The 13,552-nt window shown below is 53.4% G+C and carries 11 protein-coding genes; 3 read left to right on the forward strand and 8 right to left on the reverse strand.

Annotation, left to right across the window (positions count from 1 at the left end):
• Window positions 1-10: 10 nt before the first annotated feature.
• From KGP17_RS12410 to malX, 6 genes are all read right to left on the reverse strand, one after another.
• A complete protein-coding gene (locus KGP17_RS12410; RefSeq protein WP_179251518.1) occupies window positions 11-913 on the reverse strand; it encodes a LysR family transcriptional regulator in 903 nt (300 codons plus the stop codon).
• Window positions 914-1,143: 230 nt separating this feature from the next.
• Entirely contained in the window at window positions 1,144-2,142 is a 999-nt protein-coding gene (gene add / locus KGP17_RS12415; protein ID WP_021804509.1) for an adenosine deaminase, read from the reverse strand.
• A gap of 189 nt (window positions 2,143-2,331) precedes the next feature.
• The gene (locus tag KGP17_RS12420) at window positions 2,332-3,306 is read right to left on the reverse strand and encodes a GlxA family transcriptional regulator (protein WP_021804508.1); all 975 of its coding nucleotides are present in this window, start codon (window positions 3,304-3,306) and stop codon (window positions 2,332-2,334) included.
• Window positions 3,307-3,421: 115 nt separating this feature from the next.
• Window positions 3,422-4,201: an MBL fold metallo-hydrolase gene (locus tag KGP17_RS12425; RefSeq protein WP_223499455.1), complete on the reverse strand. Its 780-nt coding sequence runs from the start codon at window positions 4,199-4,201 to the stop codon at window positions 3,422-3,424.
• Window positions 4,202-4,446: 245 nt separating this feature from the next.
• Window positions 4,447-5,628, reverse strand: coding sequence for a MalY/PatB family protein (locus KGP17_RS12430; RefSeq protein WP_115158463.1), 1,182 nt, complete (start codon window positions 5,626-5,628; stop codon window positions 4,447-4,449).
• Between the two features lie 47 nt (window positions 5,629-5,675).
• Window positions 5,676-7,259, reverse strand: coding sequence for a maltose/glucose-specific PTS transporter subunit IIBC (gene malX, locus KGP17_RS12435; RefSeq protein ID WP_021178042.1), 1,584 nt, complete (start codon window positions 7,257-7,259; stop codon window positions 5,676-5,678).
• A 224-nt stretch (window positions 7,260-7,483) separates the two neighbouring features.
• On the opposite strand from malX, the gene KGP17_RS12440 reads away from it, so the two are divergent.
• Window positions 7,484-8,515 (forward strand): Mal regulon transcriptional regulator MalI, encoded by a 1,032-nt coding sequence (locus tag KGP17_RS12440; protein ID WP_037374777.1) that lies wholly within the window; start codon window positions 7,484-7,486, stop codon window positions 8,513-8,515.
• A gap of 145 nt (window positions 8,516-8,660) precedes the next feature.
• Complete coding sequence (locus tag KGP17_RS12445) at window positions 8,661-9,674, forward strand: S9 family peptidase (RefSeq protein ID WP_223499457.1); 1,014 nt, start codon at window positions 8,661-8,663, stop codon at window positions 9,672-9,674.
• A gap of 70 nt (window positions 9,675-9,744) precedes the next feature.
• Here KGP17_RS12445 and KGP17_RS12450 read toward each other — a convergent pair whose 3' ends face one another.
• Window positions 9,745-10,662, reverse strand: coding sequence for a LysR family transcriptional regulator (locus KGP17_RS12450; protein WP_223499459.1), 918 nt, complete (start codon window positions 10,660-10,662; stop codon window positions 9,745-9,747).
• 100 nt (window positions 10,663-10,762) lie between these two features.
• Between KGP17_RS12450 and KGP17_RS12455 the strand changes: the two genes are divergently transcribed.
• Window positions 10,763-11,902 (forward strand): serine hydrolase domain-containing protein, encoded by a 1,140-nt coding sequence (locus tag KGP17_RS12455; RefSeq protein ID WP_371822142.1) that lies wholly within the window; start codon window positions 10,763-10,765, stop codon window positions 11,900-11,902.
• A 55-nt stretch (window positions 11,903-11,957) separates the two neighbouring features.
• Here KGP17_RS12455 and KGP17_RS12460 read toward each other — a convergent pair whose 3' ends face one another.
• Complete coding sequence (locus KGP17_RS12460; RefSeq protein ID WP_223499461.1) at window positions 11,958-13,424, reverse strand: YdgA family protein; 1,467 nt, start codon at window positions 13,422-13,424, stop codon at window positions 11,958-11,960.
• Between the last annotated feature and the right edge of the window lie 128 nt (window positions 13,425-13,552).

Here is a 13,552-nt window from a genome sequence, read left to right on the forward strand (position 1 = left end):
AGGATTATTTCTAAGGTTTCCCCAATTCGTTGGCCAGGTGTTTATGTAGTGCCTGAAGAAACACTGTCAACCTAGGGGAAATTTTTGGTTCGGCACGTAAGAGGTGGATTTCCTGAGTCTGCCGCTGAGGATCATCAAAGACTTTCACGAGTCGTCCTGCGTTGATATCAGTACCGACCACCCAGTTAGGAAGGAATGCAATACCTAATCCATGGACAGCCGAATTGCGCAGTGCATCAAAATCATTGCAGCGTAGATAGATATGATGCTTCCTCTCGGGATCCTGATAGATCACTCTCCGCCAACATATCGAATAGGGATCCTGAAATTTATCTAGCAGATGATGCCCTTCAAGTTCATCAAGCCCGCTTGGATGACCATGGTTTTGCAGATAAAACGGGCTTGCACATGCTATCCAATACTGGTCTGCAATATGCGTGGCATACAGAGCGCTGTCTTTTAGGGGGCCAATTCTGATGACGGCATCAAGCCGTTCGATCGATGGATTGGTCAACCGTTCAGTTAAATCCAGCGCAAGATCAATATCAGGGAAATTTTTCTTGAACTCAGCTAGCCATGGGAATATATGAAGTTTGGCGAAGGTAGGCAAACAGCTAACACGTAAAATTCCTTTCAGCCCTGTATTCATTGAGCCAATTTCACTATACATATCACTGAGAGCATCAAGAATTTTTATTGATCGAAGATATAAGGCCTCTCCGGCATCGGTAAGCATTAGACCACGGGGCGAACGGATAAATAACTTTATCCCCATTACATCTTCAAGCCTGTTTATTTTGCGCATGATCGAGGATGGGTTCACCCCGTGCCTGCGTGCAACAGAAGAAAATGAACCATTTCTGGCAATATCAATAAATAGCGATAAGTTTTCCGTATATCTGTACAAATCCATATGCGCACCATTTATAACTTTAGTTTCTGACGTCTATACTGTTGAGGATAAATGACGAGTTCAAAAATCAACCATAGCACATTTTATTCTGGGGCTATAGTCTGATACTTATGGAGCGAAAACTCATGATTACTGAGTTTTGCGTTTTGAGATGGAAATATCCAGAACGGCCAAGACAAGATCCTGAGAGCAGACCCAACGGCCAGTGCCGCTGAGCCTGCAGCAAGGGATCAGCCAAGCACTTTCGCGCGTAGCGCCTGTTTTTCCTGCTCGCTGAGGAAGGCCATCTTCAGGCCGTTTTCCTGGGCGGTGCGGATTTCTTGCGGCGTTAATCCGGCCTGCGGCGCCGCTACGCGGTATTCGTGTTCAATCTCAATGCCTTGCACAGCTGGATCGTCGGTATTGAGGGAAGCTACCACGCCATGGCGCAGGAAGGTGGCCAGCGGATGTTGTGCCAACGAAGCTACGGTGCTGGTTTGAATATTTGAAGTCAGGCACGACTCAATGCCGATCCCATGCTGCGCCAGATAATCCATCAGTGCTGGATCCTCCACCGCTTTAACCCCGTGCCCAATGCGCTCTGCACCCAACTCACGGATCGCCTGCCAGATGCTTTCTGGACCAGCGGCTTCACCGGCATGAACGGTAATGCGCAGGCCAGCGTCACGTGCACGGTTGAAATGGCTAAGGAACAGGCTGCCAGGGAAGCCTAGCTCATCGCCAGCTAGATCCAACGCGGTGATGCCGTCGCGATGGGTCAGTAGGGCGTCTAGCTCTTGCAGGCAGGCCGCTTCGCCGAAGGTACGGCTCATGATGCCAATCAGGCGTACGTCAATATCGCGGTCGCGGCAACCAGAGCGAATGCCGTCAATCACCGCTTCCACCACGCCAGCCACCGGTAACTGGTGCTTCATCGCCATGTAGTAGGGGGAGAAACGCAGCTCGGCGTAGTGCAACCCGGCATTTGCCGCATCTTCCACGTTTTCATAAGCCACGCGACGGCAGGCATCCAGATCGCCCAGCACCGCGACTCCCCAGTCAAGCTTTTGCAAAAAGCTCATCAGGTCGGGTTCGGTATGGGTGATTTGCACATGGGGAAGCAGGGCAGCCAGCTCGTTGGCTGGCAGGGCTAGGTTGAACTGGCGGCCGAGTTCAAGAATGGTTTGCGCGCGGATGTTACCGTCCAGATGACGGTGAATATCAGTAAGGGGCAAGCGGGAGTCAATCATGGCGGCACTCATTATTTTTGAATAGGTGAAGTGCAGAACAGTATAAAAACAAACGAATGAAAATAGCTATTGAGTTGCATAAAAAAGTGATAATTGTCACATTAAATCGCAAGATCGCCGTTCAGGATAAAGCGACGATGGACTCCCCCATGCGTTTTATATTTAGCCACGGTTCTTTATGGCTTGCGCTCAGGTCTTTTCCAGATCCACAGGCGCAGGGCCACGAAATGCCCGGCGCCATTCGCTTGGGCTGACGCTGAATCTCGCCTTAAAACTCTGGCGGAAAGAAATCGGCGACTGAAACCCCGCCATGTCCGACACACTTTCAATGCTGTCGTCCGTGGTTTCCAGCAATTCCTGGCTTCTTTGCAGACGCTCTGCGTTAAGCCATTCTCCCAGCGTGGTTCCGGTTGCCTTGAAAAAATGACGGGTCAACGTTCGCCGGCTCATGCTGACAAACCCGGCCAGTGAGTCGAGATCGTGCGGCTTGTCCAGATTGCGACGCAGGTAGTCCATCAACTCGTTCATTTTGCTGTCACGCGTCGATACCGGTATGGGGCGTTCAATAAACTGAGCCTGACCGCCTTCCCGGTAGGGAGGAACAACCATTCTTCGTGCCACCCGGTTGGCAACCGCAGTTCCGTAATGGTCACGGATAATATTCAGGCAGCAGTCAATGCCGGCGGCGGTGCCGGCAGAGGTAATAAGACGTTCATCACTGGTATACAGCGAGTTGCTGTCCAGATGCACGGCGGGAAATCTTTCAATAAAGTCCTGTTCGTACTCCCAGTGCGTTGCGGCGCGGTGCCGATCAAGCAAACCGGAATAGGCCAGCACGTAAGCGCCGAGACAAAGGCCCACCACTTCTGCGCCGCGCTGCCATGCGCTTATGAGCTTATCCAGCAGCGCCTGCGAGGGTCTTTCTTCAGGATGATGCCAGTAGGGCACGATAACAATGTCTGCGACATCAAGCCGCTCAAGGCCATGCTCCACATTGATGGACAGGCCAATATCAGACAGAACGATGCCCGGTTGTTCAGCACAGATTTCGACGCTGAATAAATCCGGCTGCGGCATCGACTGTCCGAAAATAATACAGGGCACTGAAAAGTGAAACGGGCTAAATCCGGCCGTGGCGATCACGGCGACCGTCAGTGTAGACATAACGTTAACCTTACCGTAAATGACAACCGCCGGATCACCGACGGCTAACATGCTGATTTTGACTGACCAAAGGATTCGTAATGGCATCCTTCCCTCAATCAGACGGCGTGATTGATCAGAACGCCATTGTTTCACCGTCTACAGGAATAAGCACTCGATCATCAATGCTGTGTTCAAGGGTGAACTCTTTTAACTCCGCGCGCGTAAGAAGGCAATGGTTAATCGATTCCATATGAGACGCCACGATGGTGGCAGTCGGCAACATCTGTAGCGTGCGCAGCGTGTCCTCTTTGCCCATGATAATCGGGCCGTAAAGGTCGTTGACAGCATAGCCGGTGTTTAGCACCACAATCTCCGGCTTGAAGCGTTGCAGGCTTCTTACATAAGGTTTAACCCAGACGGTATCACCCGCGATATAAAGTGTTTTTTCATCATGATGAGTGAAGACCAGCCCGCATGCATCACCCAGTAAATCACCCCATTGGGCATCTGCGTACAATTCGTTACTGCCGTGCTGGCCGTCCGTTTTATAAATAGTCAGACCGTCAACGAAATGATTTTCATCTTGCAGCACGCGAATGTTGCGAAAGCCCTGGGAACGGATCAGCGCCGCGTCGTTCTCATCCTGCGTGTAGATAAGCATGTCTTTGGGTACAGCCTGCTGTGCCGCCTCATCCCAGTGATCGGTGTGGGTGTGGGTCAGGATAACGGCATCAACAGCCAGTAAATGCTCTACGGCCACAGGCAAAGCAACCATGGGATTACGCAGGTGCGGGCGAGCATTCCCGGCAAAGCCATCCCAGGCTTCCTTTTCTGCCAGCATCGGGTCGATAAGAAATTTTTTACCGGAATATTCCAGCACGAGCGTAGCATTGCGGATTTGCGTTAATTTCATCGATTGCTCCAGTCATTCATCAGATATTGAGGCTAATCCATCGTGTTTGCGGTTGTCCGACAGGATGGATGCGAGTGGGCTTACTATAAAATGGGGCAGGGATAAGCCGTGACATGCTCTCGGGTCATTAGTCGATGAAATCAGGTCAATCGCAATGGTTCGGGTTTTAACGGGTAGCATGACAATGCTGAGGGGAGTTGACGCTCAATGAAAAACCAGGGGCACTATGCCCCTGGCGATATGACCTATTTTGTGTCCAGGACAAATTGCAACGCGGCGATCAGCTTATCCATCCCGGCCTCAACCTTGCTGCGCGGGCAGCCGACGTTCAGGCGCAGGAAACCACGGCCCTCTTCGCCATAGGTAAAGCCTGGCATGATGGCGACTTTCTCTCGTTCGATCAGCACCTGCTGCAATTCGCGGTCGTCAATGCCTAACGGGCGTATATCAATCCACGCCAGATAGGTGGCCTGCGGTGGCTGCCAGTTTAGCTGCGGTAACGCCTGCTTGAGCCGTTCGGCCACGTAGGTCAGGTTATCTTGCAGATAGTCGCGCAGGGCGTCTAGCCAAGGCTCGCCGTGGCGGTAGGCGGCAATATGGGCTGCAACTGCCAGCACCGCAGGGGAGGATAATCCATCGCGGCTTTTTAGTGCCTGAACGTAGCTATCCCGCGCACTATCATCGCTGATAATGCCATAGGCCCCGGTGAGCGCCGGAATGTTGAAGGTTTTAGAGCCGGAAGTCAGCAACGCCCACGGGGTGGTGGCCACCTGGCTCCATGGAGTGTGACGATGTTCTCCCCAAACCATATCCATATGGATCTCATCGCTGATCACCTTCACGTCATGGCGTTCGCACAGCTCTGCCATCTGCTCCAGTTCATGCTGTGTCCACACCTTACCAGTGGGGTTCTGTGGGCTGCACAGCAGCAGGATCTTGGTTTGTGGACGGGCCAGCAGGGCTTCCAGATGGGCCATATCGCATTGCCAATCGTTATCCACTTTGTGCAGCGGGCAAGGTAACACCTGACGCTGATTACCCAGGATCACCTTATAGAACGCATCATAGGCTGGTGTATGGGTGACCACATATTCCCCCGGAGCCGACCAGATACGCACCAGCTGCGCCACCATGTAAATCACCGAGGGGCCATAGACCGCCTTGGTCGTATCTATGGGGGCATTGAAGCGTTGTTGATACCAATGCCGCACCGCGCCAAGAAAGTCTTCATGCTGCCAGCGGCTGTAGCCCAACACGCCGTGTTGCAGACGCTGTTGCAGAGCTTCAAGAATGCAGGGGGCGGTGGCGAAATCCATATCGGAGATGGTGAAAGGCAGCAGATCTGCGGTGCCAAAACGGTCGGCGATGTAGTCCCACTGGGTGCACCAGGTACCGTGACGATCTACCGGGGTAGAAAAATCAAACATGTGAAACTCCGAACAAGGGCGCAGCAGGCTGCGCCCGGGGGGGAAGGTTATGCGTTGGCCATCAGTGATTCTAACTCATCTTTCACCGATTGCACCTGCGGGCCAATCACCACTTGCAGGTTATGGTCATTAAGGTGCACCACGCCGATAGCCCGGTTGGCTTTCAGCACCGCATCATCCACCTTGCTCATATCGTTAACTGACATACGCAGGCGGGTAATGCAGTTATCCAGCGAAACGATATTCTCTTTACCGCCCAACGCCGCCAGGATAGCAGGCACGTTATAGCCGGATTTACCCACGGCACCGACAGGGGCGCTCTGTGTAGCGGTGGTTTCCGCCTCACGGCCCGGCGTTTTAATGTTCCAGCGCTGGATAGCGAAGCGGAAGATCGCATAGTAGGCAACAAACCAGATGGCGGCCACCAACGGCACCAGATACCACTTGGTTGCGGTGCCGTGCAGGATACCGAACACCACGAAGTCGATAATGTTGCCGTCGGTGTTACCGATAGTGACGCCCAGCAAGGCCATCACGGTGAAGCCCAGACCGGTCAGAATAGCGTGGATCAGATACAGGAACGGAGCCACAAACAGGAACAGGAACTCGATCGGCTCGGTGGTACCACCGACCACACAAGCCACTACACCGGAAATCAGCAGCCCTTTGATCTTGTGACGGTTCTCCGGTTTGGCACAGTGGTACATGGCTAACGCCGCACCCGGCAGGCCACCGAGGAAGGCAGGCATTTTACCCTGGGACAGGAAGCGGGTAGCGCTTTCGGCAAAGCCGTGGGTGGTTGGACAAGAGAGCTGTGCCTGGAAGATGGTCAAGGCACCGCTGACTTCACGGCCACAAACGTCCAGCGTACCGCCCGCTTCGGTAAAGCGGATCAGCGCTACCAGAATATGGTGCAGCCCGAAGGGCAGCAGCAGACGCTCGCCGGAGCCGAAAATCATCGGCCCAAACATGCCAGCGCCGTTAATCATACGGCCCAACCCGTTAATACCTGCAGCGAACCAAGGCCAGATCAGCGGGATAATCAGGCCGCACAGGCCCAGTACCACAGTGGTGACGATTGGGACGAAGCGAGTACCCCCGAAGAACGCCAGCGCATCCGGCAGGCGGATGGTGTTGAAACGCTCGTGCAGCAGATAAACGATGATCCCGACGATCACCGCACCTAGGATACCGGTATCGATAGACTGAATGCCCAGAATGTTCTGGATGTTATTGGCTTTCAGCACCAGCGGATCGACGGTAGGCAGCACGCCTGACGTGGTCAGGTAGAAGTTGGTCGCCAGGTTCAGCACGGCAAAGCCGACAAAACCAGAGAAGGCGGCCACGCCTTTGTTCTCACGCGCCATGCCCAAAGGAATGGCAATGGCGAACATCACCGGCAGGAAGCTGAAGGCAAAGGAGCCGATCTTGCTCATCCAGGTGAACAGCAGTTGGAAAGCCGGATGACCAATGAAAGGCAGCAACGTGATCACGTCACGGCTGCTTAGTGAGCTACCGATCCCCAGCATGATGCCGCAGAATGAAAGCAGTGCGACGGGCAGCATAAATGTCTTGCCCAGGCTTTGGAAAAACTCCCAAAGCGTAATTTTTTGTTTTTTAGACGCTGGCATAACCGACGACTCCTGGCGAAAAAGCATGCAATGTTGTGTGTACCTGATTAGGTAAAAATAAGATAAAACGTTTTACCTAGTAAAAATGCGTCCCTAATCACAATTATGAACGGTCCTTTGCGGTGACAATACTTATGTGGGTAAATCGTTTTACTGCATTGAGAGATTCGGTATACCATTTGTTATCAGGGTGAAACTCGCCCTGATAGGGCATTGCAGAGGTTATAACCATCAAAAAGATCACTATCACTGACGTCGCACAGTTGGCAGGCGTATCCGTGACCACCGTTTCCCTGGTGCTGAGCGGTAAAGGGCGTATTTCTCCCACCACCATGAGCCGTGTGAATCAGGCGATCGAGCAGCTTGGCTATGTTCGCAACCGTCAGGCCGCGACGCTGCGGGGTGGCGAATCGGGGGTGGTAGGGCTGATCCTGCGTGATATCTGTGAGCCGTTTTATGCCGAGATGACCGCCGGGGTGAGTGAGGTTCTGGAAGCCAATGGCAAAGTGCTGTTTCTGACCCAAAGCGGGCGCGAAGGCAAAGGGCTGATGCGCTGTTTTGATATGCTTCTGGAGCACGGCGTCGACGGTATGGTACTGGCGGGTGGGGTACGAACCGCGAAAGGGCTGAAAGAGAAAGCCGAAGCTCAGGGGGTGCCGCTGGTGTGTGCCGCGCGTTCCAATGGGCTGGAAGGTGTAGACGTGGTGCGGCCAGATAATATGCAGGCCGCGAAAATGGCCACCGAATTTCTGATCAAACGAGGTCATAGCCAGATCGCCTACCTTGGTGGACAAAGCGATTCACTCACCCGCGCCGAACGCCTGGGGGGATTCTGTGCCACCTTGGTGCAATACGGCCTGCCATTCCGCTCAGAGTGGATCGTCGAATGCGATTGTCATCAACGGGCAGCGGCTGAAGCTGCCGAAAACCTGTTGCGTCAGTATCCCAATATCAGTGCGTTGGTGTGCCATAAGGCCTCGGTGGCGTTGGGTGCCTATTTTGGTATCGTGCGCAGTGGCCGTAGTATTGGTTCGGAAGGGATGGACAGTTTCTATGGTCAACAGGTGGCGCTGATCGGTTTTGGCGATGTGCCGGAGGCCGAACTGACCGAACCCCCGCTGACCTTTATCTCCAGCTCGGCTCGTGAGGTTGGACGCAGTGCTGCCCTGCGGCTGTTGCAACGTATTGGCGATGATTCATTGGCCCCGCAGAATGTGATCCTGTCCCCAGAGCTGATCAAGCGCGGATCGGCCTGATCCGCCGCTATATCTCCAATCTTGCCGTTGTCCCAGTCTTGTAAATTCTCAGGTGTTTCTAAATAGGCTTGCTCTGATGCCGATTAAATTAAAGCGAAATTTTTGATATAACCGACGCGGTATGAGATTTAATTTGGGAGCGGCTATGAACAAATATGGGATATTTGGTTTCTGCATGGTGAGCTTCCTGGTCGTTTTTTCACTGATTCGGTTATCTGAATTTGAACTTTCCGATGATGGTCACCAACGAACTATCAGCTTTGAGCATCATCAGGACATTCTGGAAGGCACATTAATCCTCCCTTCTGGGAAGATATCGCCACCGCTTGTCCTGCTGGTTCATGGCGATGGCGCTCAAGACCGCTGGTCTGAAGGCGGCTATATTCCGTTGGTGAATTTCCTGGTTGCCCAAGGAGTAGCGGTTTATTCATGGGATAAACCCGGCGTTGGGGCCAGCAGTGGTAACTGGCTGGCACAAACCCTGTCAGATCGTGCAGAAGAAGCAGCATCTGCTCTGAGAAAACTGAAACAGGAATCGGAGTTTAACCACAGCGATATAGGTTTTCTTGGCTTTTCTCAGGCGGGTTGGGTTGTGCCAAAGGCCAGCCAACAGGTAAAAACCGACTTTGTCATTCTGGTGGGGGCGGCGATAAATTGGCGAGCTCAGGGGATTTATTATACCGGGCAACGTCTGCAATCTGAGGGCCTGTCAGCTGAAAATATCGTGAAGGCGAAAGAACGTGAAGCCGCCGCTTTTGACAGGCAGTTTACGCAGGAGGCAGCCGCATCTCCCTGTATTTCTCGTTGTACCCGGCAGGACTTTGAGCGTCGAAACTCACAGGCCGATGCAAGGAAAGATATTTCAGCGATGCAAACGCCGGTAATGATCCTGATGGGGGCGGACGATCGGAATGTCGATCCGCACGAAACGATCGCTGTCTGGAGCGAAGCGCTACCGGCCAAAACACCTCGCTGTATCAGACGGGTCGCTGATGCTACCCACGGGCTTTTACGGAGCGAATGGTTTGACTACCAGCTATCCTCTCAGTGGCCTTGGTGGAAGCAGGGCGGATTTCTGCTGGCCGGACAACAGGCTTACTCGCCAGGTTCCCTAAGTGCTATTTCTGCCTGGATACTTAATCAGCAATGTCATGAGTGAACCGCATTCTGATGCCACGCTGAAAGCAAAAAGTGAAAGATCCCTCCCAGGTCTTCAATGACCCAGTAGCTCAAGCGCGGATCGGCCTGATCTGCTGCTCGCGTTTTTCCCGCATAAAATCGATAAAGACGCGCAGCTTGAGCGGCATATGCCGGCCTGCCGGAAAGTAGATAAAGAAGCCGGGCGCGACGTGGCTAAAATCCCGCAGAACCTCTCGCAGTTGCCCGCTCTGCAACTCTTTGTGTACGGCGGCCCGAAAGCGTTGGGTGAGCCCTAATCCCGCTATCGCCGCGTCTTTAAGCAGCTGGTTTTCATTGAAGATCGGCCGCCCGTTGACCTCCAGCGTCAAATGCTCAGTGCCGTTGCTGAAATACCAGGGTTCCAGTTTGCCACTGCCGGGAAAGCGGTAGCGCATGCAGTCATGCTGCTGCAACTCCTGTGGCGTTTTGGGCTGGCCGTGTTGTGCCAAATAACCTGGAGAAGCCACGACCACATGTTGTTGGCCGTGGTCGATAGGGACGGCCACCATATCTTTTTGCAACATCCGCTGCATGCGGATGCCCGCATCAAAATTATCCAGCACCAGATCGGCAAAACGATCGTCGGTAAACAGCTCCAGCTTAAGTTCAGGATAGCGCGCATGGAACTCCGGCAGATAGGGCATGACCAGCATCGACGCGGCCAACTGCGGCAAGGTAATTCGTAATAAGCCGCTTGGCTCACCACGTTGGCTGCTGACATTCTCTGCCGCGATCTCAATCTGGCCCATAGCGGGGGCGATTCTTTCATAAAATGCCAGCCCTTCATCGCTTAACCTGACTGAACGGCTGGTGCGATTGAACAGGCGTACTCCCAGCTGGGCCTCTAGCGCGCGGATATTTTGTGACACCGCAGGCGGTGTGACGCCCAGATGATTGGCCGCCTGGGTAAAGCTGCCCAATTTGGCAACGGCGTCGAAAAACGGCAGAAATTGCAGCAGTGAGCTCATCTATTGATAATCCCAGCTTAATGATTCATTAAATTTTAGCCTGTTTTATTTAATGATCAACACCGTAGACTGGCCTGATTACCTAAAGAGGATCACAGTTATGGCTCAGGCATTGACACAACGGATAGAGGCAGTCAATCAGCAGGCGATCGCCGAAGGGCGGATCGTGGGTAGCGTGGTGCTGGTGGCTCAGCATGGGGCGGTGATTTACGCCGGTGCCAGCGGCTATGCCGATCGCGAACAGCGGCAACCCATGCAGCGAAACAGCCAATTCCGGCTATCTTCGGTCTCAAAACCTTACATCACGCTGGCGGCGCTGCGCATGGTAGAACAGCAACTACTGAGTCTGGATGATGCCGTTAGCCGTTGGCTACCGTGGTTTACCCCGGCGTTGCCCGATGGACGGCGGCCAGCGATCACCATTCGTCACCTGTTAACCCATACTGCCGGGCTGGATTACCGCTTCAAGCAACCAGCGGGTGGGATCTACCAGCGGTTAGGGATCCACGACGGCATGGAGAGGTCCTCGTTAACGCTGGAGCAAAATCTGCGGCGGTTGGCGCAGGCTCCGTTGCAGGCTGAACCCGGGAGCGAATTCAGCTACTCACTGGCAATTGACGTATTGGGTGCGGTGTTGGAGCAGGTAGCGAATATGCCTTTGCCGCAGCTGTTCGAGCGCTGGGTTGGCCAACCGCTAGGGCTGGGGAATACCGGTTTTTATACGTTGAGCGCGGATAAGCTGGCTCCTGCCTATTACAATGCTGAACCGCAACCGGCAGCGATATATGACGGCTTTCTACTGAGGCTTCCTGAGGAGTTTGGTTTTGACGTGGAGTTTGCGCCTTCGCGAGCGCTTGACCGCCATGCTTATCCTTCGGCTGGCGCGGGAATGGTTGGCGACGCTGACGATGTGCTGCGCCTGGTGGAGACGCTGCGTAATGGTAGCAATGGAGTTTTACAGCCAGAAACCGTTGCCTTGATGCGTCAACCCCATGTAGCAGCGCAGGCAGAAATTCAGGGGCCGGGTTGGGGCTTTGGTTTTGGTGGCGCGGTGCTGGTGGATGCCGCATTGGCAGCCACGCCGCAGAATAATGGCACTATGCAGTGGGGCGGCGTATATGGGCACAGCTGGTTTTACGATCCGGTCGCGCAGTTGAGCGTGGTAGCGTTGACCAACACCGCGATTGAGGGAATGAGTGGTTTATATCCCATGCAGATCCGCGATGCGGTCTATGGCTAGAGCAATGTAACCCAAGCGGGCCCCGCATGCGGCGCCCCTACGACCTTGGCATGGATTAATGGCATTGAGCCGGTTGTTCTGGTGCTGCCTCGATTACCGGAGCGCTCCCGGTAAAGCCGCCAATAAACGCCTGTAGCGACATTTTGTTGCCATTGAGCTCGACCTGATTATCCGCATAGTGGAAGTTGCCGCCAATCACTCCGTCTTGCTGTGTCACAAGGTTAAATTTTTGCGCCATGGCGACCAGACCTTGCACTTGCTGCGGTGCCATCGCTTGCGCTTGTTGCGTAGAGGTGCCCTGTAACTGCGCTAGCTGAGCTGCTGATTCTGTTGCCATTGACTCAGGGATTGTCAGATGGGCCTCCAGCCTTTTGATCGCCTGTGTCAGTTGCTGATCCAGTGGGGCTGCCACCGTGCCCGGCGGGAGTAGCTCTTGCAGATCTAGATTAAAGGTGAAGGTGGCTTCGCCCTGGCTGTTTTTCCAACTCATTGGCGCAATGCTGAGGGTTGGGTAGCCCTTCAGTAACCGTGGCATATTGTGTTCAACCAACTTGGCCAATTGCTGCTGAGTGGCTTCATATTGCTGTAGCAGATTGAGACTTTGTTGATTGTAGAAATCGATAAAGGCTTTCACTGCCTTGGCGTCTACATTGTTAACTTTTAACTTCAGTTGGCCCGAACCCAGGTCGTTGCCGTGGATTTTCAGCGCACTTACGCCGTAATCGAATTGGCCATTCAGGTAATCATCTTTATCATCGGTCTGGCTGGCCATAGTAAACCCCTCCACCAGGACATCTTGGGCATCTCCAACGACCTGTAGCTGCTTTACGCGTAAAAACTGGGTGCCTAGATTGAAATTCAAGGGGTTTTTCTTGGTATCACTTTGACATGTCACCCCATGTAATACGATTTTTCCTTGGTGTTTGTCCGCGATTTCCAGGTTATCAGTATTGAAATCCAACCTGACATTTTTCAGGTCGTGGCTGATGTCAGCCGTCAGTTTAGCCCCGCTGAATGTCAGCAGGTATTCGCTTTGCTCGTGATTCAGCGGGAGTACATCGACAACCGATGAAATATCCCCGTTGAAAGTAATACGCGTATCGGAGGTGATGGGTGATTTGCCTTTGGTGAGATCAAACAGCGTTTTGAGGGCCGCCGTATTTTCCAGTTCGGCGTGCAGCGAGGCCATTGCCGGCAGCAAATTCAATCGTGTCACCTGGCTCAGTGGGAAGGGGCCGTGGTCGATCTTGACCAACGATGCCACTTTATCCCCGTTGATCTGCATGGAGGGATCTTCATTATGTAGCACGTAACGCACCTGGCTGGTAAAGATGCCACGTCGGTAATTTTCAACGCTAAGTCTTACCCCCGCATCGGGCAGGTACTCTTTCAACTGTTGGTTGGTATTGGCGACCAACGTTTCCATCCGCTGCTCAATCAGTTTGCCGGTATACCAGGAAGCTCCACTCCAAGCTGTGCCAAGGACGGCAATAATGCTGACGGCGACTAATGATTTTTTCATACTCGATGATCCCTTTCTACAGCTTGAGAGGTCCGGCAATACGGCCAATATTGGCAAGGATTGTGATGGCAGAATGACTGTCTTGGCAATCGATTTGCGCTAGAACGGCGAGGTTTAAGAAAAAGCGG

The sequence above is a fragment of the Serratia sp. JSRIV001 genome (assembly GCF_019968745.1).
Lineage (GTDB): Bacteria > Pseudomonadota > Gammaproteobacteria > Enterobacterales > Enterobacteriaceae > Chania > Chania fonticola_B.

Bases quoted from the DNA above. Each gene is read 5' to 3' on its own strand.
- KGP17_RS12410 (WP_179251518.1), bottom strand. From the start codon at position 913: ATGGATTTGTACAGATATACGGAAAACTTATCGCTATTTATTGATATT.
- add (WP_021804509.1), bottom strand. From the start codon at position 2,142: ATGATTGACTCCCGCTTGCCCCTTACTGATATTCACCGTCATCTGGAC.
- KGP17_RS12420 (WP_021804508.1), bottom strand. From the start codon at position 3,306: ATGTCTACACTGACGGTCGCCGTGATCGCCACGGCCGGATTTAGCCCG.
- KGP17_RS12425 (WP_223499455.1), bottom strand. From the start codon at position 4,201: ATGAAATTAACGCAAATCCGCAATGCTACGCTCGTGCTGGAATATTCC.
- KGP17_RS12430 (WP_115158463.1), bottom strand. From the start codon at position 5,628: ATGTTTGATTTTTCTACCCCGGTAGATCGTCACGGTACCTGGTGCACC.
- malX (WP_021178042.1), bottom strand. From the start codon at position 7,259: ATGCCAGCGTCTAAAAAACAAAAAATTACGCTTTGGGAGTTTTTCCAA.
- KGP17_RS12445 (WP_223499457.1), top strand. From the start codon at position 8,661: ATGAACAAATATGGGATATTTGGTTTCTGCATGGTGAGCTTCCTGGTC.
- KGP17_RS12450 (WP_223499459.1), bottom strand. From the start codon at position 10,662: ATGAGCTCACTGCTGCAATTTCTGCCGTTTTTCGACGCCGTTGCCAAA.
- KGP17_RS12455 (WP_371822142.1), top strand. From the start codon at position 10,763: ATGGCTCAGGCATTGACACAACGGATAGAGGCAGTCAATCAGCAGGCG.
- KGP17_RS12460 (WP_223499461.1), bottom strand. From the start codon at position 13,424: ATGAAAAAATCATTAGTCGCCGTCAGCATTATTGCCGTCCTTGGCACA.